Below are 23126 nucleotides of genomic sequence, written 5' to 3'. Positions count from 1 at the left end.
TGCGGGTCAAATGAAGCGCCACCCTAACCCGGTTGGCGTGCAGATGCATGCGCCATGGGTGTGACCGCAGGGTTCTGCTATTTAACGCAGGCCGAGTACGGCGGCCCATTGCTCGGCGGTGACCGGCATCACCGAAAGGCGGCTGCCTTTTTGCACCAGGGGCAACTCTGCGAGGGCGGTTTGCTGTTTCAGATAGCCCAGCCCCAGGACCTTGGGAAAGGTCTCGACGTGGGCGACATTGATCGCGCTCCACGGGTTTTTTTCAGGGCTGGCCTTGGCGTCAAAGTAATGGCTGTCAGGCTCCAGCGCGGTCGGGTCCGGGTATGCCGCCTCGACGATTTTGCCGATGCCGGCAATCCCCGGCTCCGGGCAGCTGGAGTGATAAAAGAAAAACTGGTCACCTACCGCCATTGCCCGCAGGAAGTTACGCGCCTGATAGTTGCGCACCCCGTCCCAACGGGCTTCACCGAGCTTTTCCAGGCCCTTGATGGACAGTTCATCGGGCTCGGATTTCATCAGCCAATAGGCCATGTTTTCGCTCCTCAAAAGACGATTGGGAAAGTTGTCCGGCAATTTTATGACAAACCGACGGTCGGTTGGCGTCAAGGTTTGCGTGTTGGTCCACGTTAACGCAGAATGCCGGGGTTTTGAGCTTGGCGCAGCTGGCACGGACTACTAATGGAACGTTGCTGTCATCGTGTGCAAGATGCCTGAAGGGGGGCAATCGATGAAACGCAAACCGGATTTACTATGGATATTGGTTATTTTGTTCGGTCTGGGCGTCGTGACCACCGGCTATGCGCAGAGCTTGTGGTCGAACAAGACTGACGCACCGATTGAACTCGCACAGCAACAACCGCAACCGTTCAAACGCTGACCTGTCTTTAAGGCGCTGCTGGTTCCAGTAGCGTCTCTGCTATATACCAATCCTTATCGGTGACTGTGCCCTCAAGCGGTACATCCCAGCTTGCCTGCGCCAATCGTTCGACCTTCTGGCATTCATGGGCCAGGCCCAACAGTGTCGGTTTGCGCCAGGATTTCCGGCGGGCCATGTAGGCCAGGCTGCGGTCATAGAAACCGCCGCCCATGCCCAGCCGTCCGCCCACATCATCGAATCCCACCAGTGGCAACAGCACCAGGTCCAGCGCCCAGACCTTGCGTTGCCGGCTGACATTCACCTGTGGCTCAAGGATGCGAAAACGATTGGGGCTCAGCTTCTCGCCGGGGCGCACCCGCTGGAACACCATCTTGGTTCGCGGCCATGCGCTGAGCACCGGCAGGTAAGTCGCCTTGCCCCGGCGCTGCGCGGCGCGCAGCAGCAGGCGCGGGTCGATTTCACCGTCCGTCGGTAGATACAAGGAGATGTGTTTGGCTCGGCGAAACAGCGGGTGCTGTGCCAGTTGCCGATACAGGCCCAGGGCGGCCTGGCGTTGCTCGCTGGGCGTCAGGGCGCGGCGGGCTGTGCGCAGCATGCGTCGAAGTTGCGGGCGGGAAAGCGGCGCAGGTTCGGTCATGGTTTTCGGCTCATAAAACAATGCCAGTCCTAAGACTGGCATTGGATTTGGGAATCAGGCTCCCCGACAGAACCGCTGTCGACTAAGCCCTTGAACCCGAAAGTTCAAGGTGGAAGAAGCAGTAGGCTTTAAGGCTTTCCGTCTAGCGGACATGCACACCAGCCCAACGTGCAACTTCCAGGGTAGTGCGAATCGGCTCCGGGACATCGCCGACTGGCAAGCACGCCAGGGAGTGGGGCGAGTATACCCGAAACCGACGCCGCAATCAGCCCTTGGGTGGCTCTGGATCGGTAGAAAGTACCAGATCAACCCGCTCCAGCAGGTCGCGCACTTGCTCGCGCGTCGAGCCGCTGGCCTGCACGTCAGGCCGTTCCTGCTTATGCAGTAAATCGTGGGTAATGTTCAGTGCGGCCATCACCGCGATGCGATCGGCGCCGATGACTTTGCCGCTGCTGCGGATTTCACGCATCTTGCCGTCCAGGTAGCGGGCAGCGCTCACCAGGTTGCTGCGTTCTTCCTGTGGGCAGATGATCGAATATTCTTTGTCGAGAATCTGCACGGTGACGCTATTGCTTGAACTCATGAGTCTTGCTCCAGGGCCTTCAGGCGCGAAATCATCGATTCGACCTTACGCCGGGCGATTTCGTTTTTTTCAATGAGGTGAGCGCGTTCCTCGCGCCAGGTCTTTTCCTGAGCTAATAGGAGTCCGTTTTGGCTCTTAAGTTGCTCGACCCGGTTAATTAGCAGCTCGAGTCTGGCCATCAGCGCTTGCAGGTCGGTGTCTTCCATTGGGTTCCACTGGATTTGTCTGATGAATGGCAACTGCTGGATAAACGATCTGACGCCCTCGATAGTCTTGGTACGTCTGCCGATGCTAGGATACAGCGCTTCATTCTAGACATTGCGCCGCCTGGCGCCTAGCTCACCATGCCCATTCAGAATTCCCCGTACGATGCTTTTTCCAAACTGCTGAGCTCCAGCGGTCATCCTTGCTCGCCTGCCGAGCTTCACGGCGTGCTGCTGGGCCGCAGTTGCACCGGTGTCGGCTTTGATGCCGACAACTGGCTGGCCGACGTCGCCGAGCTGCTGGAAACCGAGCCCACCGAAAACGTGCGCAACGCCCTCATCGGCTTGCAAGAGATGGTCAAAGGCGAACTGACTGGTGATGACGTCACCGTTGTGTTGCTGCTGCCGACCGATGACGCGCCGCTCACCGAGCGCGCCGCCGCGCTGGGCCAATGGTGCCAAGGCTTCCTCCACGGTTTCGGCGTGAACGCCGGCGGCCTGGACCTGAGCACCGATGCCCAGGAAGTGCTGCAAGACCTGGCCGCCATCTCCCAGGTGCAAGACGCCCTGGAAGAATCCGAAGACGGTGAAAGCGACTACATGGAAGTCATGGAATACCTGCGCGTCGCGCCGCTGCTGCTGTTCACCGAGACCCGTAAATCGGCTGAGCCCGCTGCACCCAAGCCGTCGCTGCACTAAGAAAGGAAGCCCATCTGTCCATGATCCATATCCCCAAAGCGGAATACACCCGGCGCCGCAAGGCGCTCATGGCGCAGATGGAACCCAACAGCATCGCCATCCTGCCGGCGGCTGCGGTAGCCATCCGCAACCGTGACGTCGAGCACGTCTACCGTCAGGACAGCGACTTTCAGTACCTGAGCGGCTTCCCCGAACCGGAAGCGGTGATCGTGCTGATGCCCGGCCGCCAGCACGGCGAGTACGTGCTGTTCTGCCGTGAACGCAATGCCGAGCGGGAATTGTGGGACGGCCTGCGAGCGGGCACCGAAGGCGCGATCCGCGAATTCGGTGCCGATGACGCTTTCCCGATTACCGATATCGACGACATCCTGCCCGGCCTGATCGAAGGCCGCGACCGGGTGTATTCGGCCATGGGCAGCAATGCTGAATTCGACCGGCACCTGATGGAGTGGATCAACGTGATCCGCTCTAAAGCGCACCTCGGCGCCCAGCCGCCGAATGAATTTGTTGCCCTGGATCATCTGCTTCACGACATGCGCCTGTATAAATCGGCGGCAGAAGTGAAGGTGATGCGCGAGGCCGCGCGGATTTCCTGCGCGGCCCATGTGCGGGCCATGCAGGCCAGCCGCGCCGGATTGTATGAGTTCAGCCTTGAGGCGGAGCTCGACTACGAGTTTCGCAAGGGCGGGGCGAAGATGCCGGCCTATGGTTCCATCGTCGCCTCGGGGCGCAACAGCTGCATCCTGCATTACCAGCAGAATGACGCGTTGCTCAAGGATGGCGACCTGGTGCTGATTGACGCCGGTTGCGAGATCGACTGCTACGCCAGCGACATCACCCGCACCTGGCCGGTGAGCGGCAAGTTTTCGGCTGAGCAAAAGGCGATTTACGAAATCGTGCTGGCTTCCCAGGAAGCCGCCTTTGCCGAAATCGCCCCGAACAAGCATTGGAACCAGGCCCACGAGGCGACGGTGCAAGTGATCACCGCCGGGCTGGTGAAGCTGGGGTTGTTGCAGGGTGACGTCGACGAGCTGATCGCCAGCGAAGCCTATAAAGCCTTCTACATGCACCGCGCCGGCCACTGGTTGGGGATGGATGTGCACGATGTGGGCGAGTACAAGGTAGGCGGCGAGTGGCGGGTGCTGGAAGTCGGCATGGCGCTGACCGTGGAGCCGGGGATCTACATTTCCCCGGACAACCAGAACGTGGCGAAGAAATGGCGTGGCATTGGCGTACGCATCGAGGACGACGTGGTGGTGACCAAGCAAGGCTGTGAAATTCTGACCGGTGGCGTGCCCAAGTCCGTCGCCGAGATCGAAGCACTGATGGCGGGTGTCCGATGAGCCGGGTCAATCTGGCGATTATCGGCGGCGGCCTGGTGGGCGCCAGCCTCGCGTTGGCGTTGCAGGCCGGGGCCAAGGCCCGTGGCTGGAAGATCGTGCTGATCGAGCCGTTTGCGCCTGGCGACAGCTACCAGCCGAGCTACGACGCACGTTCTTCGGCACTGTCTTTTGGCGCGCGGCAGATTTATCAACGCTTGGGCGTATGGCAGGAAATCTCCCGTCGCGCTGAGCCGATCAAGCAGATTCATGTGTCGGACCGTGGCCGCTTCTCCACTGCGCGCCTGTCGGCCATGGAAGAAGGCGTGCCCGCCCTCGGCTACGTGGTGGAAAACGCCTGGCTCGGCCAATGCCTGTGGCAAGGCCTGGACAAGGAGGTGGTCAGCTGGCGCTGCCCGGCGGAAGTCACCCGCATGGAGCCGCTTGCCGATGGCTACCGCCTGACCCTCAATGACGAAACCGTGCTGGAGTGCGACCTCGCGGTGCTGGCCGATGGCGGCCGCTCCGGCTTGCGCGAGCAACTGGGCATCGGCGTCAAAAAGCGGCCGTACAACCAGAGTGCGCTGATCGCCAACATCACCCCAAGCGAGGCCCACAACGGCGAGGCGTTCGAGCGGTTCACCGACGAAGGCCCGATGGCCTTGCTGCCGCTGCCGGACAACCGTTGCGCGCTGGTGTGGACCCGCATCGGCATGGACGCCCAGCGCCTGGCCGAGCTGGACGAGCGCAGCTTCCTCAGTGAATTGCAGGGCGTGTTCGGCTACCGCCTGGGCACTCTCAAGCAGGTCGGTGCGCGTCACTTGTACCCGTTGACCCTTGTGGAAGCGGAAGAACAAGTGCGCTCCAATCTGGCGGTGCTCGGCAATGCCGCCCACAGCCTGCACCCGATTGCCGGTCAGGGCTTCAACCTGTCCCTGCGGGATGCCTACGCGTTGGCCGAGGCGCTGCTGGCCGGGCCTGCGATCCCGGGCGACCTGGCGACCTTACAGGCATATCGCGAGCGCCAGCGCATGGACCAGAAACTCACTGTCGGCTTTTCCGACCAAGTCACCCGCCTGTTTGGCAGTGCGCAACCGTTGGTAGCGCTGGGCCGCAACATGGGGTTGCTGGGTCTGGACCTGCTGCCGCCGGCCAAGCGCTGGTTTGCGCGCCAGGCCATGGGCCTGGGTACCCGTCCCGATGCGTGAGTGGCTGACCCAACGCCTGGGCAAGGCGCGGCTGTTACGCTGGATCATGACCCTGTACCCGCCGTACCTCGGGGCCGGAGTTCGGGTGTTGCACATCGGCAGCGATTTTCGCGAGGTCAAGGTGTGCATGGGCCTGGGCTGGTACAACCGTAATTACGTTGGCACGCAGTTTGGCGGCAGCCTGTATTCGATGGTCGACCCTTTCTACATGCTGATGCTGATGGAGAACCTGGGGCGCGACTACATTGTCTGGGACAAGGCTGCGGCCATCGATTTCATCTCCCCGGGCAAAGGCCCGGTGTTTGCCGAATTTTCCATCGACCAGGCGTTGCTGGACGAGATTCGCCAGCACACCTCCGGCGGCGAGAAGTACCTGCCGCAGCTCAAGGTGCAGATTCATGACGGCTCCGGCACCCTGGTGGCGCGGGTCGACAAAACCCTTTACGTGCGGCGCAAGCCGCAATCGAGACAGGCTTAAAGCATGGACATGCGCGCAGATGTGCTGATTGTCGGGGCCGGAATGGTCGGAAGCGCCCTGGCGCTGGCGTTGCAGGGCAGTGGCCTGCAGGTGCTGCTGCTCGACGGCAGCCCGCTGAGCGTCAAACCGTTCGACCCTCATGCTGCGTTCGAGCCGCGGGTGAGCGCCTTGTCGGCCGCCAGCCAGCGCATCCTCGAGCGCCTTGGCGTGTGGGACGGGATTGTCGAGCGACGTGCCAGCCCTTATGGCGAGATGCAGGTGTGGGACGGCAGCGGCACCGGGCAGATTCACTTCTCGGCAGCCAGTGTGCATGCCGAGGTGCTTGGGCATATCGTCGAAAACCGTGTGGTTCAGGACGCCTTGCTCGATCGCCTGCACGACTGCGACCTCGGGTTGCTGGCCAACGCGCGCCTGGAACAGATGCGCCGCTCCGGCGATGACTGGCTGCTGACCCTGGCCGACGGCCGCACCTCGCGCGCGCCGCTGGTGGTCGCGGCGGACGGCGCCAACTCGGCCGTGCGCCGCCTGACCGGCACCGCCACCCGGGAATGGGATTATTTGCACAACGCCATCGTCACCAGTGTGCGCAGCAGTCAGTCGCATCAGCGCACGGCATGGCAGCGTTTTACCGACAACGGCCCGCTGGCGTTTTTGCCGCTGGTACGCGATGGGCAGGAAGACTGGTGTTCGATCGTCTGGTCGACCACCCCGAGTGAGTCCGAGCGCTTGATGGCGCTGGACGATGGAAGCTTCTGCCGTGAGCTGGAACTCGCCTTCGAAGGACGCCTGGGCACCGTGGTAAGCGCCGATCCACGGGTGTGCGTGCCGTTGCGTCAGCGCCATGCCAAACGTTACGTGGCAGAAGGGCTGGCATTGATTGGCGACGCGGCCCACGTCATTCATCCGTTAGCGGGGCAGGGCGTGAACCTGGGTTTCCTCGATGCGGCGGTGCTGGCCGAGGTGCTGTTGGCGGCCAACGAGCGCGGTGAGCGCCTGGCGGATGCGAAGGTGCTCAGCCGTTACGAGCGCCGGCGCATGCCGCACAACCTGGCACTGATGGCGGCGATGGAAGGCTTCGAGCGGTTGTTCCAGGCTGATCAACTGCCGCTGCGCTGGTTGCGTAATGCCGGGCTGAAGGTGGTTGAGCAGATGCCGGAGGCCAAGGCTTTGTTTGTGCGTCAGGCCTTGGGCTTGTCCGGCGATTTGCCGGAGCTGGCCAAGGCCTGAGGGGGCTGCGCAACATTTGGTAACGGCTCCGTCGAGCGTTACCAAATGTGAGTCCTTATCATTTGCCCTCTTTTCGCAAATGAGAGACCGCACCCATGTTGGCACCCAAGCGCCTCCTGACTGCCCTGGCACTCACCCTGATCGGCAGCACCACCGTGCAGGCGGCCGATGAGGTCGTGGTCTACTCCTCGCGCATCGACGAACTGATCAAGCCGGTGTTCGACGCCTACACCAAAAAGACCGGCGTGCAGGTGAAGTTCATCACCGACAAGGAAGCGCCGCTGATGCAGCGCATCAAGGCCGAAGGTGAAAACGCCACCGCCGACCTGCTGCTCACCGTCGATGCCGGCAACCTCTGGCAGGCCGAGCAGATGGGCATCCTGCAACCGTTCACCTCTGCGGTGATCGACAAGAATATCCCCCTTCAATACCGATCTTCGGCCCATGCCTGGACCGGCTTGAGCCTGCGCGCGCGGACCATCGCCTACTCGACGGATCGCGTGAAGCCGGGCGACCTGACCACCTACGAGGCGCTGGCCGACAAGCAATGGGAAGGCCGCCTGTGCCTGCGCACTGCGAAGAAGGTCTACAACCAGTCGCTGACCGCCACCCTGATCGAAACCCACGGCGCGGCCAAGACCGAAGAAATCGTCAAGGGTTGGGTCAACAACCTGTCCACCGACGTGTTCTCCGATGACATCGCCGTGCTCGAGGCGATCAATGCCGGGCAGTGCGACGTCGGTATCGTCAACACCTACTACTACGGCCGGCTGCACAAGCAGAAGCCGGACCTGGCGGTGAAACTGTTCTGGCCGAACCAGGGCGACCGTGGGGTGCACGTCAACCTGTCGGGCATCGGCCTGACCAAGCACGCCCCGCACCCGGAAGCAGCCAAGGCGCTGGTTGAATGGATGACCACGCCGGAAGCGCAGAAGATCTTTGCGGATGTGAACCAGGAATTCCCGGCCAACCCGGCCGTGCCGCCGTCTGCGGAAGTGGCGACCTGGGGCAAGTTTGTGGCCGATACGTTGCCGGTGGAAGTGGCGGGCAAGCGTCAGGCTGAAGCTATTCGCTTGATGGATCGGGCTGGCTGGAACTAGATACAATTTGTAAGGCACCGCCGATCTAAATGTGGGAGCGGGCTTGCTCGCGAAGACGGTGTGTCAGTCACATATGCGTTGACTGATACGCCGCTTTCGCGAGCAAGCCCGCTCCCACATTGGTTAGCGGTGGCTTCAAGCTATTCATTCTCTGAGAATTAACCTTTGGCCCATCCCTCCCAACGCCGCTGGTACCTGCCGGTCTTCACCGTCGCCGCCCTGGTGCTGCTGCCGCTGAGCGTGCTGTTGCTGTCGTGGCAGAGCATCGATCACCAGATCTGGTCCCACCTGTGGGAAACCCAGATGCCACGCCTGCTGGGCAACACCTTGACCCTGGTGCTGGGCGTCGGTGTGGGCGTTACGCTGCTGGGTGTCAGCCTGGCCTGGCTGACCAGCCTCTGCGAATTCCCCGGCCGGCGCTGGCTGGACTGGGCGTTGATGCTGCCTTTCGCGATTCCTGCCTATGTGCTCGCCTTCGTCTTCGTTGGCTTGCTGGACTTCTCCGGTCCGGTGCAAACCCTGCTGCGCGAATGGTTCGGCACGGGGCTGCGCCTGCCTCGCGTTCGGTCCACCAGCGACGTGATCATCGTGCTGGTGCTGGTGTTCTACCCCTACGTCTACCTGTTGGCGCGCACCGCGTTTCTCGCCCAGGGCAAAGGCCTGATGGAAGCGGCGCGGGTTTTGGGTCAGTCACCGTGGCAAGCGTTCTGGCGTGTGGCCTTGCCCATGGCGCGCCCGGCCATCGGTGCGGGTGTGGCCCTGGCGTTGATGGAGACTTTGGCAGATTTTGGCGCCGTCTCGGTGTTCAACTTCGACACCTTTACCACCGCCATCTACAAGACCTGGTATGGCTTTTTCAGCCTCTCCAGTGCCGCGCAACTGGCCAGCCTGTTGCTGCTGGTGGTGATGCTGGTGTTGTACGGCGAGCGCCGCGCCCGGGGCGCCAGCCGACCCAGCAACGAGCGACCTCGCGGCAAGGCGCTGTACCACCTGCACGGGTTCAAGGCGGCGTTGGCCAGCGGTTGGTGCGGATTGGTATTCGCCTGCGCGTTCGTGATTCCGATGCTGCAACTGGTGGCCTGGTTCTGGCAGCGGGGCCGCTTTGATCTGGACGAGCGCTACGCCGGCTTGATCGTCCATACCCTCTACCTGGGTGGCATGGCGGCGCTGATCACCGTCAGCGTGGCCCTGGTGCTGGCGTTCGCCCATCGTTTGGCGCCCACCCGGGCCATCCGCTCCGGCATCAGCCTGGCCAACGTGGGTTACGCGCTGCCGGGCTCGGTGCTGGCGGTGTCGATCATGTTGGCGTTCAGCTACCTGGATCGTGAGTTGGTGATCCCGGTATCAGGCTGGCTGGGTGGCGCCGGCAAGCCGCTGCTACTGGGCAGTTTGTCGGCCTTGCTGCTGGCGTATCTGGTGCGCTTCATTGCGGTGGCCTACGGGCCGCTGGAAAACAGCCTGGCGCGAATCCGTCCGTCCTTGCCGGAAGCTGCCCGCAGCCTGGGCGTCAGCGGGCCGCGACTGTTTTGCAAAGTGTATCTGCCGCTTTTGCTGCCGGGCACCCTGAGCGCGGCGTTGCTGGTGTTTGTCGATGTGCTCAAGGAAATGCCCGCCACCCTGCTGATGCGCCCGTTCGGCTGGGACACACTGGCGGTTCGGATTTTCGAGATGACCAGTGAAGGGGAGTGGGCGCGGGCTTCGCTGCCGGCCTTGACCCTGGTGTTGGTGGGCCTGTTACCGGTCATCGGGTTGATCCGACGTTCGGCGAGACGAATCGGTTAGGTGCCAGTCCTACGGCATGAGGCTACAATGCGCGGCATTCGGTGCGGTCGATCTTTCAGATCGGGTTGCTGAACGCGGCTACAGGCCTTGTATTTCAAGGCGTGCGGCCCGAACGGCGACCGTCCGCACCTTCGCCACGCCCGGAAGGAGAAACCCATGGGACAGCGCACGCCTCTGTATGACCTGCATCTCGCCCTTGGCGCGAAAATGGTCGATTTTGGCGGTTGGGATATGCCTTTGCACTACGGCTCGCAGGTTGAGGAACACCATCAGGTGCGACGCGACTGCGGGGTGTTTGATGTATCCCATATGACCGTGATCGATATCAAAGGCCCCCAGGCCAAGGAATGGCTTCAGCATCTGCTGGCCAATGATGTTGACCGACTGCACGGCTGCGGCCGTGCGTTGTACAGCGCCATGCTCAATGAGCAGGGCGGCGTGGTGGACGACATGATCGTGTACCGCACCGAGACCGGTTACCGGCTGGTGGTCAACGCTGCCACCCGCGACCAGGACATGGCCTGGATGCAGGCCCGGCTCGGCAGCTTCCAGGCCCAGATCCACGAGCGGCCCGAATTGGCCATGCTCGCTATTCAGGGCCCCCATGCCCGGCAAAAGATTGCCGAACTGGTCACCCAATCACGCGCCACCTTGATTCACCAGCTCAAGCCCTTTGAAGGTTTTGCCGACGGCGACTGGTTTATTGCGCGCACCGGTTATACCGGTGAAGACGGCCTGGAAATTGTCCTTCCGGCCAACCAGGCCCCGGCATTTTTCAACGATCTGGTCGGCGCAGGTATTTCGCCCATCGGCCTCGGCGCCCGCGACACGCTACGCCTTGAGGCCGGGATGAACCTCTACGGTCAGGATATTCATCAGGACGTTTCGCCCCTGGCAGCCAACATGGCCTGGAGCATCGCCTGGGAGCCGGCCGAGCGCGATTTCATCGGCCGCGCCGCCCTGGAAGCCGAAAAGGCTGCGGGCGTGAAGTCCAAGCTGGTCGGCCTGGTACTGGAGGAGCGCGGGGTTTTACGCGCTCATCAGGTGGTTCGTATCGTCAATGTTGGCGAAGGAGAGATCACCAGTGGTAGTTTCTCTCCTACGCTAAGCAAATCCATTGCCCTGGCGCGTGTGCCGTCGGCGACTGCTGACCGGGCCGAGGTGGAAATCCGCGGCAAGTGGTACCCGGTTCGGGTGGTCAAACCGACCTTCGTGCGTCATGGCAAAACATTGATTTAACTTTTCCGGCGGGCCAATGGCCGCTGACATTTTTTCTTGAGGACACAGACTATGAGCGATATCCCTGCCGACCTGCGTTTTGCCGAAAGTCACGAATGGGCCCGTCTGGAAGCTGACGGCACCGTGACCGTCGGGATCTCGGACCATGCCCAGGAAGCATTGGGGGATGTGGTGTTCGTCGAGTTGACCGAAGTCGGCAACGTATTTGAGGCGACTCAGCAGGCGGGTGTAGTTGAATCGGTTAAGGCCGCTTCAGATATCTACTCGCCAATTGCTGGCGAAGTGATCGCGGTGAACGACGCCTTGAGCGGTGAGCCAGAGCTGTTGAACTCCGACCCTTATGGCGCCTGGATCTTCAAGCTCAAGCCAAGCAACCCGGCTGAGTTGGACAAGCTGCTGGACGCTGCCGGTTACAAGGCTGCCATCGGCGAGTGATCCTGCTGCGGGAGCCGGCAATCGGCTCCCGCAAAGGTTTTATCAGCGCTTCAATACCGCTTTGACTGCCGCTACCGAACGCTCTACATCCGCCTTCGTCATCGCCGTGAACATCGGCAACGACACAATCAAACGCCCCACTTTTTCCGCTACCGGGAACATGCCTTCCTTGAATCCCTGCGCCTTGTACAAGCTCAGCAGGTGGATCGGCGGGTAGTGATAGCCAATGCCGACGCCGTGGGCCTGCATCTGCTCCATGAACGTGGCGCGTGCCGGCAACCCGTCCTGGCGCTCCGGCAGTACCAGTTGGAACAGGTGCCAGTTGCTGTTTTCGAAGTCTGCCGGTGGCAATTGCGCGCCGTACTTTTCTTCAAAATCACTGCCGAAACATTCGAAATAGTGCCGCGCCAGCTCCTGGCGATGGGCAGTGATCTTCTCGATATGGGCGAATTGGCCCAGGCCGATGGCCGCTGCGATGTCGGTCATGTTGAACTTGCCGCCGAGTACATCCACGTCCAGGCCGTCGAAGCCGGTGCGGGTCACGCCTTGCAGGCGATATTTTTCCGCCAGGCGCGCTTCTTCAGCGTTGTTCAACACCAGGCAGCCGCCTTCGGATGACGTGATGTTCTTGTTCGCCTGGAAGCTGAACGACACGAAATCGCCGGTAGCACCGATGCGCTGGCCATCCCAGCTGGAGCCCAAGGCCTGGGCGGCGTCTTCGACGATGCGCAGGTTGTACTTGTTGGCCAGCGCGTAGAGCAATGGCATGTCCAGTGGCAGACCGGCCAGGTACACCGGGATGATCGCCTTGGTGCGCGGCGTGATTGCGGCTTCCACCTGGGCCAGGTCGATATTGCGGGTAACCGGGTCGATATCAGCGAACACCGGCGTGGCGCCGACTTCCAGAATCACGTTGGCCGTGGCGACCCACGAAATCGGGGTGGTGATGACTTCATCTCCAGGGCCGATACCGGCGATGCGCAAGGCGATCTCCATAGTGCAAGTGCCCGAGTTGAAGGTGCGCACCGGGCGCCCGCCAAAGTATTCCGACAACTGCGCTTCGAACGCCTGCACTTTCGGCCCGCTGGTGATCCAGCCGGAGCGCAGTACATCGCCTACCGCCGAGATGGTGGCTTCATCAATGGTGGGCTTGGAGAACGGCAGAAAGGGCAGTTGGCTCATGACGTTGAAGGCATCCGTTTCAGAAGGCAATGAGAAAAAAGCATATCAATGCCGGGCATAGTTGCACGGCTCGACTGAATATAGCCTGTCGTCTGTGAATGAATCGTCCCCCCCCTTAAACAAAAATGCCGCCTTGGGAGCGGCATTTTCAGCATCGGTGTCAGAAGGCGACGCGTGCCTCAAGAAACACATTCTGTTCCTTGAGCTTGCCTTTGAGCTGTTCGTCCAGGGCATTTATCCGGTTTGCGAACGTGTTGTAGCCGGTTTCGATCCTGCCCATGTCCACGTAACGCCAGCCGGTGCCCAGGGTCAGGGTTTTGCTGACCTTGGCATCCAGCCCCAGGCCCACGCTGTAGGCGAAGTTGTGTTGGCGATGGCTGGCGAAGCGACGGGTTTCGTCGGTCTGATAGCCATTGGCGTCAATTTGGGCCAGGCCCACCCCTGCCATGCCGTAGAACGACAGCCACTCGTTGATCGGGATATTTTTATAACCGTTGAGCATCAAGCGCTGGCTGTCGGTCTGCAGGCTGTTGACGTTGGGATTGAACGGTGCCCAACGGGATTTGTAGTTCGATTGGCTGGGCATGGTGTATTCACCTTCAACGCGCCAGCCATCAGCCAAGGCATAACCCACGGCAAATGAACCGGTGAATGTCTTGCTGTTGTCTGGCGCTTCTACCCGGTGGGTCACGCGCGGGCTGGTCAACAGTGAGCTTGAGAGATTCTGCCGGGCGCTGTTGAGCTTTGCCGACCCGTACCAACCTTCTGCCTGGGCGTAAGGGGTGACGATCGCGGCAAACAGCAGGGCGCAGGAGAGTTTTTGCATGGTCATCGATTCACTTGATTTAAAAGGGAATCGATAGCTTGTTGCTGGGGGGGCGGGCCGCTCGACAGGACTTTTCCTGATCAAATCCTGAATCGTCAGCGTCGGGTGTAGGAAGGCGGGGCAAAAAAATGCCGCTCTCGAAGAGCGGCATTTTTTATGCGGCGGTATTACTCGGAAGCAATGGCGTTTTTCGCCAGGATCGCGTTGGCCAGGTCCATGTCCGTGGCCTTGAGGCCAGGGTTATCAGCGCGCACCTTCTGCATCGCAGCTTCCAGGTACGGGCCACGGATGCTGCCGTCGCTGGCGACGAAGCTACCGGCGTCGTCCTGGGCGGCGACCACCATTTTGTGGTCCTTGAAGGTCAGGTACGTCGAGCCGGTGGTGGCACCCGATGAGATGACATTACGCCAGAAGCTGTCGGCCATGGCTGAACCGACAGGAAGGGAAAGCACAGCGAGGGTTGCGACAGCATATTTTAGACGCATGATGGGTGACTCCGACTGGGTTATCTGAACAGTTTGATTGTAGATAGCGCAGTCGAGTTCCATGGATGACTAAACAGTTTCAACCTGCAGAATCACACCTTCCTGACCAGTGACACGTACGTGTGCCCCAACCGGCGCGTCAGGCCCGGAAGCCATCCAGACACCGTCGCCCACCTTGATCTTGCCTCGGCCCTCGATAATGGCTTGATGCACCACAAAGGTGCGGCCGATCAGCTCCGAACCGCGCATGTTCAACCCCGGCTGGTCGCTGACCTTGGCGCTGCTGCGCTGGCGTCGCCACCAGTACACCGCCGTCAGGATCGATAACACCGCGAACAGCAGCAGTTGCCATTCGAGGCCCAGGCTCGGGATCAGGAATTTGATCACGCCCACGGCTGCCGCGGCGATGCCCATCCACAGCAGATAACCGCCGGCACCGAACACTTCAAGGATCAACAGCACCGTGCCCAGTGCCAGCCAGTCCCAAAACGACAGGTGCTGCAGGAATTCCCACATGGCGCGTGCCTCAGGCTTTCTTGTTGTCGAAGGTTGCCTTGACGATCTCGCCGATACCACCGACGGCGCCAATCACCTGGCTGGCTTCCAGCGGCATCAGGATCACCTTGCTGTTGTTGGCCGAGGCCAGCTTGCCCAGTGCGTCGATGTATTTCTGGGCGACAAAGTAGTTGATGGCCTGCACGTTACCGGTGGCGATCGCCTCCGATACCACTTGAGTGGCGCGGGCTTCAGCTTCGGCCTGACGCTCACGGGCTTCGGATTCCAGGAACGCCGCCTGACGACCACCTTCGGCCTCAAGAATCTGCGCCTGCTTCTTGCCTTCGGCGGTCAGGATCGCGGAGGCTCGCAGGCCTTCGGCTTCGAGGATCTGTGCACGCTTGATCCGCTCGGCCTTCATCTGGCCGGACATGGCGGCCATCAGGTCGGCAGGCGGGCTGATGTCCTTGATCTCGATCCGGGTGATCTTGATGCCCCACGGTGCGGTGGCTTCGTCGACGGTGCGCAGCAGTTTTTCGTTGATGCCGTCACGCTGGCTGAGCATTGCATCCAGCTCCATGGAGCCGAGCACAGTACGGATGTTGGTTTGCAGCAGGTTGCGGATGGCGTGTTCGAGGTTGTTCACCTCGTAGGCGGCCTGGGCGGTATTGACCACCTGGAAGAAGCACACGGCGTCGATCTGCACCGTGGCGTTGTCGGCGGTGATGACTTCCTGGGGTGGAATATCCAGCACGCTTTCCATCACGTTGATCTTGCGACCGATACGGTCCATGACCGGGATAATGATGTTCAGGCCCGGCTTGAGGGTGTTGGTGTAGCGGCCGAAGCGCTCGACCGTCCACTGGTAACCCTGCGGAACGACCTTGAAGCCCATGAACAGTATGGCGACGGCCAAGCCTACAAAAAGAAGCAGTACGGTTCCGATCTGCATAACGATTCCTTGTCTGGTGTGGGCGGTAAAGCGAGGTTTTTCCGATTGTAACGGTGTTGTCACGGATAAGAACGGTTTACCGGCCCATCAATCAAAGGATTTGTTTCTGAATCCCCAGGCGTCACCCGCAGCACCTCTTCCTTCGTCGTCAGCCCTGCCATTACCTTGCGCGTACCGGCAGACCGCAAGCTGCACATGCCTTGGTCAAGGGCCGCGTGGCGCAAGGCCTGGAGGTCGGTGCCCGGGGTGATCAGAGCCTTGAGGCGGTCGTTCATCAGCATGATCTCGTAGATCCCGGCCCGTCCTCGATAACCACTTCCCCGACATTCCCCACAACCCACGGCCTGATAGACCTGCCCGGCAGGCTGCTTGCAGTGCGGGCACAACAGACGCACCAGACGCTGGGCCATCACTCCCAGCAATGTCGCATTGATCAGGTAATGAGGAATGCCCAGTTCCAGCAAGCGACTGATGGCGCCGGGTGCATCGTTGGTGTGCAGCGTCGACAGCACCAGGTGCCCGGTCAGGGCGGCCTGGATCGCCATTTCTGCGGTTTCCAGGTCGCGAATCTCGCCGATCATGATGATGTCCGGATCCTGGCGCATCAGGGCACGGATGCCGCTGGCGAAGGTCAGGTCGATGTTGGGTTGGACCTGCATCTGGTTGAAGGCCGGCTCGACCATCTCGATCGGGTCTTCGACGGTGCACAGGTTGACCTCGCGGGTGGCCAGTTGCTTGAGCGTGGTGTAGAGGGTGCTGGTCTTGCCCGAACCGGTGGGCCCGGTGACCAGGATGATGCCGTTGGCCTGGACGGTCATGGATTGCCAGCGTTGCAGGTCGTCGTCGGAGAGCCCCAGTTGCTGGAAATCCTTGTGCAGCACCTGAGGATCGAAAATTCGCATCACCAGCTTTTCGCCGAAGGCCGTGGGCAAGGTCGACAGGCGCAGTTCCACTTCACCGCCCGCCGGGCTTTTGGTCTTCACCCGGCCGTCCTGGGGTTTGCGTTTTTCCGCCACGTTCATCCGCCCGAGACTTTTCAGGCGGCTGACCACTGCCATCGTCACTTGGGACGGGAATTGATAGACGTCGTGCAGCAGCCCATCAATGCGAAAACGCACGCGGCCCTGGTCGCGACCGGGTTCGATATGGATATCACTGGCCCGTTGGCCGAAGGCGTACTGCAACAGCCAGTCGACGATATTGACGATGTGCGCGTCATTGGCGTCGGGTTCCTGGTCGCTGGCGCCAAGGTTGAGGAGTTGCTCAATGTTGGTAGCGCTGGACGTTTTTTGATCAATAGCGCCGCTGACCGATTTCGCCAGCCGATAAAACTCTACGGTGCAGCGCTGAATATCCTCGGGGTTGGCCACCACGCGCTTGATGGAGCGTTTCAACACTTGGGCCAGGCCAGCTTCCCAGCTGGTCACGTAGGGCTGGGCGCTGGCGACTGTAACGCTGCCGCCGTCGACCGCCACCGCGAGGATCCTGTGCCGCTGGGCAAAGGCGTATGACATCAGCGGCACCACTGCGGCGACATCGATTTTCAACGGGTCGATACGCAGGTAGGGCTGCCCGCAGTGACGGGCGAGCCATTCGGTCAGGATTTCCAGGGACGGCCCGTGGCTGGCAATGCATTCCAGGGGATGCAGCTCGCTGTTCGCCGGAACGGTCAGGTTGGCAGGCACCAGGCCCTGGTCGATCAGGGCAGGCAATAACTGATGGATTTCCAGCCAGCGATCCTGGGTGTTTGGCGCAACGGACATGATGACGTTCCTGGGCAACGGATAGGCGTAGTCCTCAGGCTAGTCACCCGTTGCGCTTCGGCTTCCGGGGTTTGTTGCAGGCTTTTACTGACTGGCCGCCTGCACCGCCAGAGGCCGCGCCGCATCAGCCGGTTGCAGTTCCAGCGAGCACACACTGATCAGGTTACGAAGTTTTTCGCCGATCACTTGGGCCCGATGCCAGCTCAGGCCGTCCATCACGATATCGATCGCCAACAGGTCGTCTTCGCGCTGCACGTTCACCTCGCGAGGAACCAGGAACTGCAGGGCAAAATAGTTGAGCACCCTGCACAACACATCGGGTTCAGCCTCGGCGAGGATTTGATAGTGCGCCTGGCAGTGAGCATTGCTGACGGCCCAGGCATCGACGCGTGGGGCGGGGCTGGCGGATTCGACGACGTGCATGATGATTCTCCGGATTCGACTGGAGAAATTTTTACATGCGGCGCAGGAGATTTCTTATCTAAAAAAGCCCGTATTGGCTTATAAGAGACTCATTAAATTCCGTAAAGTACGATTAATGGGTATTTCTATGCACAGTGAGTTGGACGTGTACGACCGGCGCATCCTGGCGCTGTTGCAGGAAGACGCTTCGCTCTCCAGCGCGCAGATTGCCGAGCAGGTCGGCCTGTCGCAGTCGCCGTGCTGGCGCAGGATTCAGCGGCTGAAAGAGGAGGGTGTGATTCGCGGCCAGGTCACCCTGCTGGACCGCAAAAAAATCGGCCTCAACACGCAGATCTTTGCCGAGGTGAAACTCAACGCCCATGGCCGTTCCAACTTCACTGAATTCACCGAGGCGATTCGCGGTTTTCCGGAAGTGCTGGAATGTTATGTGCTGATGGGGGCGGTGGACTTTTTACTGCGGATTGTCACGTCGGACATTGAAGCGTATGAGCGGTTTTTCTTCGAAAAACTCTCGATGGTGCCGGGGATTCAGGAGGTCAACTCGATAGTGGCCTTGTCGGAGATCAAGTCCACCACGAGTTTGCCGGTGTTGCGCTGAAGGCGAGGGAGGCAGGCTCCCTCGCCACAGGGTTTACAGACGCAGCAGGGTCTTCCAGGCGCGATTCTGATAAACCGCAATCGCCTGATGCATCCGCGCATCCAGCGACTCATCGGTGATCGGCTGGTTGGCCAGGTGCGCCAGCTTGTTCAGCTCGCCATACAAACGGTCCAGCTCGGCGATATCCAGCACTTGGCGTGCATGGTGCAGCCAGGCCAGGATGCGTTCGATACGCGGCAGTTGCTCGGCCAGGTCTTCCGGCTGTTGCTGGTAGCGCGGCAGTTGCAGGGCGACGGCGTCGTCGGCCAGCAGGCGCGGCAGCCAGTTGGCGAGCTGTGCAGCGCCCTGGCGATTGCCACGTACGTTGCGCTCCGCTGTCCAGGTACGGGCCAGCAGCCAGCGGGAAGTGGTCAGCGAGAAGAGGCCCCAGCGCACGTCTTCCAGTTCTTCAGCGAACTGTTCTGGCGCGGCCTTGCGGATGTCTTCATCGTCGTCACCCGCCTGCACCAGCGGGCGCCAGTCTTCCAGCAAGGCGTCCAGTGCGGCGCGCAGTTCGCTGGTGGATTGGCGTGGCGCGGCCTGGCCGAGGCTGCCGAGCAGGGCACGCAGTTCGTCGAGGTTTTCTACCCAGTCTTGCAGCAGACGCCAGTGGCCATTGAAACGGTATTGCTCGGCCAGGCGCTGGCTGCTGCCCAACAGGTGCCACATGACGGCGGCAAACGCGTCGTCCAGCGGCATTTCAGCGTGCAGCACCGGCGCTGGCAAGCTCAGGGAATAGCTGTTGGCGTCGAACAGGCGATAGCCACGCTCAGCCTTGCTGATATCGCACGGCATCAGGGCCAGGGTTGCGGCCAGTTCAGCGGCCAGCTCCAGCAGGGCGGCCGGGTCGCCTTCGCGCAGTTCCAGTTCCAGTTCGCAGATTTCTTCTTTCTGCTTGCCGGCGACCACGTGGCCGAGGTCCAGGGCGGCTTCGATCACCACCTTGGCCTTGCCGCGGCCCCAGGCAATTTCGGCGCGTTCGCGAACGAAATCGGTGGTGAAGATCGGCTTGAGGGTCTTTTTGTCCAGCTCGGCCAGTTGCTCTGGCCAGCATTCGCCGTCGAGCTTCTTCACGTCGAGCTTGGCTTTGGCCAGGTCCCAGTTGTACTCATTGCGTTCCGACAAGCCGGCAACGCTCTGGCCACGGGTCTTGAGGGTCTGGATCACTTCGTCGCCGTCTTTGCGCAGGCGCAGGGCCACTTTGGCCTGGGCCAGGTCGCGTTCCGGGGTGTCGAAGTACTGGTTCATCAACTCACGGCGTTCCCAGCCACTTTTGTTGCGTTTTTTCAGTAACGGGTGCTCACGCAGCGCGGCGAGGGTTTCGCGGCTGACGCGGAGCTTGATTTCGGTTTCTTTCTGCATGGCCGGAAAATCCAGGATCGGGAGCGCAGCCGGGGAAATGAGTGGCTGCCAAGGCCGTGCAGTGTACAGGACTGAGCCCGGCAACGCGCCGCAACGGTTTATTGTGTCGTGCAGATGGCTCTATGATGGGGTTCATCCGGGAAGTTGAGAGACAGCGCATGCCTTTACCGTCCATGAAAGAACAATTCGCCGCGCTGATTGCCGCGCCTTCGGTTAGTTGTACCCAGGCTTCTCTCGACCAATCCAACCGCCCGGTGATCGATTTGCTCGCTACCTGGCTGGGGGATCTGGGCTTTGCCTGCGATATCCAGCAGGTCAGCCCCGGCAAATTCAATCTGCTGGCCAGTTTCGGCACGGGCCCCGGCGGCCTGGTGTTGGCGGGGCATAGCGACACCGTGCCGTACGACGGCGCGCTATGGCAGACCGATCCGCTGAAGCTGACGGAAGTCGACGGCCGCTGGGTAGGACTGGGCAGCTGTGACATGAAAGGTTTTTTCGCCCTGGTGATCGAAGCCGTCCAGCCGTTGCTGGACCAAGCCTTCAAGCAACCGCTGCTGATCCTTGCCACCTGCGATGAAGAAAGCTCCATGGCCGGCGCCCGTGCGCTGGCCGAGGCGGGCCGTCCTTTAGGTCGCGCGGCGGTGATCGGCGAGCCGACGGGCCTCAAACCCATCCGCCTGCACAAAGGCGTGATGATGGAGCGCATCGATATTCTCGGGCGCAGCGGCCATTCGTCGGATCCAAGCCTGGGCCACAGCGCGCTCGAAGCCATGCACGACGCCATCGGCGAACTGCGTGGCCTGCGCCTGGCCTGGCAGCGCGAATACCGCAACCCGCAGTTCAGTGTGCCGCAACCGACCATGAACTTCGGCTGCATTCACGGCGGCGATAACCCCAACCGCATTTGCGGCCAATGCTCCCTGGAATTCGACCTGCGGCCCTTGCCCGGCATGGATCCCCAGGTACTGCGCGCGGCCATCCGGCAGAAGCTTGAACCCCTGGCCGAGCGGCATAAGGTGAAGATCGACTACGCGCCGTTGTTCCCCGAAGTGCCGCCGTTCGAGCAGGCCGAGGATGCCGAGTTGGTGCGGGTGGCTGAACGACTTACCGGTCATCGCGCCGAAGCAGTAGCGTTCGGCACCGAAGCGCCTTATCTTCAGCGCCTTGGTTGCGAGACCCTGGTGCTCGGCCCTGGCGATATCGCCTGCGCCCACCAGCCCGGCGAGTACCTTGAAATGTCACGCTTGACGCCTACAGTGCGTCTATTGCGGGAACTGATTCAACATTACTGCCTGACACCAGCATAAATTAACCCCTGCCCATCCGTACATAGAAGGAGAGCGAGCGTGTCGCCAAGCCTGTTCCGACGATAACCAACAGCCCGCTGTGCGTTTTCATGATTCATCCCTTTTTGGCTGCTTTTTATTACAGGCCCAGGTTTTATGCCCGAATACGTCAATTGGCTTCGTCACGCTTCGCCTTACATCAATGCCCACCGCGACTGCACCTTTGTGGTCATGCTGCCGGGCGATGGTGTGGAACATCCGAACTTCGGCAATATCGTCCACGACCTGGTGCTGCTCCACAGCCTGGGCGTGCGCCTGGTGCTGGTCCACGGTTCGCGTCCGCAAATCGAAACCCGCCTCGCCGCCCGCGGCCTGACCCCGGCTTACCATGAAGGCTTGCGCATCACCGATGCCGCGACCCTGGAGTGTGTGATCGACGCGGTCGGCCATCTGCGTATCGCCATTGAAGCGCGGTTGTCGATGGACATGGCGTCTTCGCCGATGCAGGGCTCGCGCCTGCGGGTGGCCAGCGGCAACCTGGTGACGGCGCGCCCGATCGGTGTGCTTGAAGGCGTCGACTATCACCACACCGGCGAAGTGCGCCGCGTCGACCGCAAGGGTATCAACCGCCTGTTGGACGAGCGCTCCATCGTGCTGCTGTCGCCGTTGGGTTACTCGCCCACTGGTGAAATCTTCAACCTCGCCTGCGAAGACGTCGCCACCCGCGCCGCCATCGACCTTGGCGCTGACAAGCTGCTGTTGTTCGGCGCCGACCTCGGCCTGATCGACGAACACGGCCGCCTGGTGCGTGAACTGCGGCCGCAACAGGTGCCCGCGCACCTGCAGCGCTTGGGCAACAACTACCAGGCCGAACTGTTGGACGCGGCAGCCGAGGCGTGCCGTGGCGGCGTAGGCCGCAGCCATATTGTCAGTTATGCCGAAGACGGTGCCTTGCTGACCGAGCTGTTCACCCGGGACGGCGGCGGTACGCTGGTGGCCCAGGAACAGTTTGAGCTGGTGCGCGAAGCGGCGATTGAAGATGTTGGCGGTCTGCTGGACCTGATCAGCCCGCTCGAAGAGCAGGGGATTCTGGTGCGCCGTTCCCGGGAGGTGCTGGAGCGGGAAATCGAGCAGTTCAGCGTGGTGGAACGTGAAGGCATGATCATCGCCTGTGCGGCGCTGTATCAGATCGCCGACTCAGACGCAGGCGAGCTGGCGTGCCTGGCCGTGAACCCGGAGTACCGTCATGGCGGTCGCGGTGATGAGCTGCTGGAGCGTATCGAGACCCGTGCCCGGGCCCAGGGTTTGAAGACGTTGTTCGTGCTGACCACCCGTACGGCCCACTGGTTTCGCGAGCGTGGTTTTGTACCGAGTACGGTCGACCGCCTGCCGTCGGCGCGGGCGTCGTTGTACAACTATCAGCGTAATTCGAAGATCTTCGAAAAGGTGTTGTAAGCCTGAAGCGGCGAGGGGGCAATCCTCTCGCCTGTCACTTTGGCGAGTCTTGCATCCGGGCCGGGTGCAATGATGCCACTCGCCGGGTTTGCAGAATTATCCACACAACTGACATCAAAGTGACATTATCGCCAGGTACGGTGAGGTGCATTAGCGGGACGGCAGAAAAGTTTCATCGATACAAAAACTGTAACAAATTGACGGAATGATGTGCATTTGGCCATGATGGCGTCGCGTTTTTGATCGTGAGTGACGTATGACCCCATTTGGTCAACACAAAACGATCTAAAAAAACGCAGAGACATACTCTTCAGGAACAACCTTATGGAGCGGTACTGCCTCAACGGCTTGACTGCCCCATGGAAAGTCTTATTCCTGAATCGTATGAAAAAGAATGAAACAATTCTTTTTGGGTGTATGAAAAACTCATTACCCTGCAGGGACCAAATCAACTGCGGTTAGACGAAAGTAGT

General features: G+C 61.0%; 25 protein-coding genes and 1 other RNA gene. 13 read left to right on the top strand and 13 right to left on the bottom strand.

All coding sequences use genetic code 11. The features are described 5' to 3' along the window. Positions 1 to 81: 81 nt before the first annotated feature. A complete protein-coding gene (locus ACA046_RS31435; RefSeq protein WP_258342747.1) occupies positions 82 to 531 on the bottom strand; it encodes an EVE domain-containing protein in 450 nt (149 codons plus the stop codon). Between the two features lie 196 nt (positions 532 to 727). Here ACA046_RS31435 and ACA046_RS31430 point away from each other — a divergent pair, with 196 nt between their 5' ends. Continuing rightward, the gene (locus tag ACA046_RS31430) at positions 728 to 877 is read left to right on the top strand and encodes a hypothetical protein (RefSeq protein ID WP_003213959.1); all 150 of its coding nucleotides are present in this window, start codon (positions 728 to 730) and stop codon (positions 875 to 877) included. Positions 878 to 884: 7 nt separating this feature from the next. Here the strand turns inward: ACA046_RS31430 and ACA046_RS31425 are convergent, their stop codons facing one another. From ACA046_RS31425 to ACA046_RS31410, 4 genes are all read right to left on the bottom strand, one after another. Next, positions 885 to 1514, bottom strand: a complete 630-nt coding sequence (locus ACA046_RS31425; RefSeq protein ID WP_076013078.1) for a 5-formyltetrahydrofolate cyclo-ligase — start codon at positions 1512 to 1514, stop codon at positions 885 to 887. 56 nt (positions 1515 to 1570) lie between these two features. Next, positions 1571 to 1749: non-coding RNA, 6S RNA (gene ssrS / locus ACA046_RS31420), on the bottom strand. A 30-nt stretch (positions 1750 to 1779) separates the two neighbouring features. Further along, positions 1780 to 2097: a cell division protein ZapA gene (locus ACA046_RS31415; protein WP_003213956.1), complete on the bottom strand. Its 318-nt coding sequence runs from the start codon at positions 2095 to 2097 to the stop codon at positions 1780 to 1782. Then, positions 2094 to 2303: a TIGR02449 family protein gene (locus ACA046_RS31410; protein WP_003213954.1), complete on the bottom strand. Its 210-nt coding sequence runs from the start codon at positions 2301 to 2303 to the stop codon at positions 2094 to 2096. Before ACA046_RS31410 ends, ACA046_RS31415 begins: the two co-directional genes overlap by 4 nt. A gap of 138 nt (positions 2304 to 2441) precedes the next feature. On the opposite strand from ACA046_RS31410, the gene ACA046_RS31405 reads away from it, so the two are divergent. The 9 genes from ACA046_RS31405 to gcvH all read left to right on the top strand — a co-directional run bounded on the left by ACA046_RS31405 (position 2442) and on the right by gcvH (position 11787). Next, complete coding sequence (locus ACA046_RS31405; protein WP_003213952.1) at positions 2442 to 2999, top strand: YecA/YgfB family protein; 558 nt, start codon at positions 2442 to 2444, stop codon at positions 2997 to 2999. Between the two features lie 20 nt (positions 3000 to 3019). Then, on the top strand, positions 3020 to 4342 hold the full coding sequence (pepP, locus tag ACA046_RS31400) for a Xaa-Pro aminopeptidase (RefSeq protein ID WP_497675578.1): 1323 nt from the start codon (positions 3020 to 3022) through the stop codon (positions 4340 to 4342). Beyond that, the gene (gene ubiH / locus ACA046_RS31395) at positions 4339 to 5526 is read left to right on the top strand and encodes a 2-octaprenyl-6-methoxyphenyl hydroxylase (protein ID WP_459024560.1); all 1188 of its coding nucleotides are present in this window, start codon (positions 4339 to 4341) and stop codon (positions 5524 to 5526) included. Before pepP ends, ubiH begins: the two co-directional genes overlap by 4 nt. Next, positions 5519 to 6004 carry a DUF4442 domain-containing protein gene (locus tag ACA046_RS31390; protein ID WP_459024558.1) on the top strand — a complete coding sequence of 162 codons (486 nt, stop codon included), beginning with the start codon at positions 5519 to 5521 and terminating at the stop codon, positions 6002 to 6004. Before ubiH ends, ACA046_RS31390 begins: the two co-directional genes overlap by 8 nt. A gap of 9 nt (positions 6005 to 6013) precedes the next feature. After that, on the top strand, positions 6014 to 7231 hold the full coding sequence (locus ACA046_RS31385) for a 2-octaprenyl-3-methyl-6-methoxy-1,4-benzoquinol hydroxylase (RefSeq protein WP_497677155.1): 1218 nt from the start codon (positions 6014 to 6016) through the stop codon (positions 7229 to 7231). Between the two features lie 95 nt (positions 7232 to 7326). After that, a complete protein-coding gene (locus tag ACA046_RS31380; RefSeq protein ID WP_008438892.1) occupies positions 7327 to 8331 on the top strand; it encodes an extracellular solute-binding protein in 1005 nt (334 codons plus the stop codon). Positions 8332 to 8496: 165 nt separating this feature from the next. Continuing rightward, positions 8497 to 10113, top strand: a complete 1617-nt coding sequence (locus ACA046_RS31375) for an ABC transporter permease (RefSeq protein ID WP_497675577.1) — start codon at positions 8497 to 8499, stop codon at positions 10111 to 10113. A gap of 156 nt (positions 10114 to 10269) precedes the next feature. Next, complete coding sequence (gcvT, locus tag ACA046_RS31370; RefSeq protein WP_497675576.1) at positions 10270 to 11352, top strand: glycine cleavage system aminomethyltransferase GcvT; 1083 nt, start codon at positions 10270 to 10272, stop codon at positions 11350 to 11352. A gap of 51 nt (positions 11353 to 11403) precedes the next feature. Next, a complete protein-coding gene (gene gcvH / locus ACA046_RS31365) occupies positions 11404 to 11787 on the top strand; it encodes a glycine cleavage system protein GcvH (RefSeq protein WP_017476603.1) in 384 nt (127 codons plus the stop codon). A 42-nt stretch (positions 11788 to 11829) separates the two neighbouring features. On the opposite strand, the gene ACA046_RS31360 is transcribed toward gcvH, so the two are convergent. The 7 genes from ACA046_RS31360 to ACA046_RS31330 form a co-directional block, all read right to left on the bottom strand. Continuing rightward, positions 11830 to 12969 (bottom strand): DegT/DnrJ/EryC1/StrS family aminotransferase, encoded by a 1140-nt coding sequence (locus ACA046_RS31360; RefSeq protein WP_459024551.1) that lies wholly within the window; start codon positions 12967 to 12969, stop codon positions 11830 to 11832. A gap of 160 nt (positions 12970 to 13129) precedes the next feature. After that, on the bottom strand, positions 13130 to 13801 hold the full coding sequence (locus ACA046_RS31355; RefSeq protein WP_497675575.1) for an outer membrane protein: 672 nt from the start codon (positions 13799 to 13801) through the stop codon (positions 13130 to 13132). A gap of 161 nt (positions 13802 to 13962) precedes the next feature. Then, complete coding sequence (locus ACA046_RS31350) at positions 13963 to 14280, bottom strand: DUF2388 domain-containing protein (RefSeq protein ID WP_010167882.1); 318 nt, start codon at positions 14278 to 14280, stop codon at positions 13963 to 13965. Between the two features lie 69 nt (positions 14281 to 14349). Then, positions 14350 to 14796 carry an NfeD family protein gene (locus tag ACA046_RS31345; protein WP_167664049.1) on the bottom strand — a complete coding sequence of 149 codons (447 nt, stop codon included), beginning with the start codon at positions 14794 to 14796 and terminating at the stop codon, positions 14350 to 14352. A gap of 10 nt (positions 14797 to 14806) precedes the next feature. Then, entirely contained in the window at positions 14807 to 15727 is a 921-nt protein-coding gene (locus ACA046_RS31340; RefSeq protein WP_003213925.1) for an SPFH domain-containing protein, read from the bottom strand. A 59-nt stretch (positions 15728 to 15786) separates the two neighbouring features. Then, entirely contained in the window at positions 15787 to 17490 is a 1704-nt protein-coding gene (locus ACA046_RS31335) for a GspE/PulE family protein (RefSeq protein WP_497675574.1), read from the bottom strand. An 84-nt stretch (positions 17491 to 17574) separates the two neighbouring features. After that, positions 17575 to 17913 carry an ACT-like domain-containing protein gene (locus ACA046_RS31330; protein ID WP_459024544.1) on the bottom strand — a complete coding sequence of 113 codons (339 nt, stop codon included), beginning with the start codon at positions 17911 to 17913 and terminating at the stop codon, positions 17575 to 17577. Positions 17914 to 18040: 127 nt separating this feature from the next. Here ACA046_RS31330 and ACA046_RS31325 point away from each other — a divergent pair, with 127 nt between their 5' ends. Further along, positions 18041 to 18511, top strand: coding sequence for an Lrp/AsnC family transcriptional regulator (locus ACA046_RS31325; protein WP_010167872.1), 471 nt, complete (start codon positions 18041 to 18043; stop codon positions 18509 to 18511). 33 nt (positions 18512 to 18544) lie between these two features. On the opposite strand, the gene ACA046_RS31320 is transcribed toward ACA046_RS31325, so the two are convergent. Continuing rightward, positions 18545 to 19912 (bottom strand): CYTH domain-containing protein, encoded by a 1368-nt coding sequence (locus ACA046_RS31320; protein WP_497675573.1) that lies wholly within the window; start codon positions 19910 to 19912, stop codon positions 18545 to 18547. 158 nt (positions 19913 to 20070) lie between these two features. Between ACA046_RS31320 and argE the strand changes: the two genes are divergently transcribed. Further along, entirely contained in the window at positions 20071 to 21219 is a 1149-nt protein-coding gene (argE, locus tag ACA046_RS31315; protein ID WP_459024540.1) for an acetylornithine deacetylase, read from the top strand. A 135-nt stretch (positions 21220 to 21354) separates the two neighbouring features. Next, the gene (gene argA / locus ACA046_RS31310; RefSeq protein WP_497675572.1) at positions 21355 to 22653 is read left to right on the top strand and encodes an amino-acid N-acetyltransferase; all 1299 of its coding nucleotides are present in this window, start codon (positions 21355 to 21357) and stop codon (positions 22651 to 22653) included. Positions 22654 to 23126: the final 473 nt, after the last annotated feature.

Source organism: Pseudomonas sp. LBUM1641 (assembly GCF_059716235.1).
This window is presented reverse-complemented; position numbering and strand designations above follow the sequence as displayed.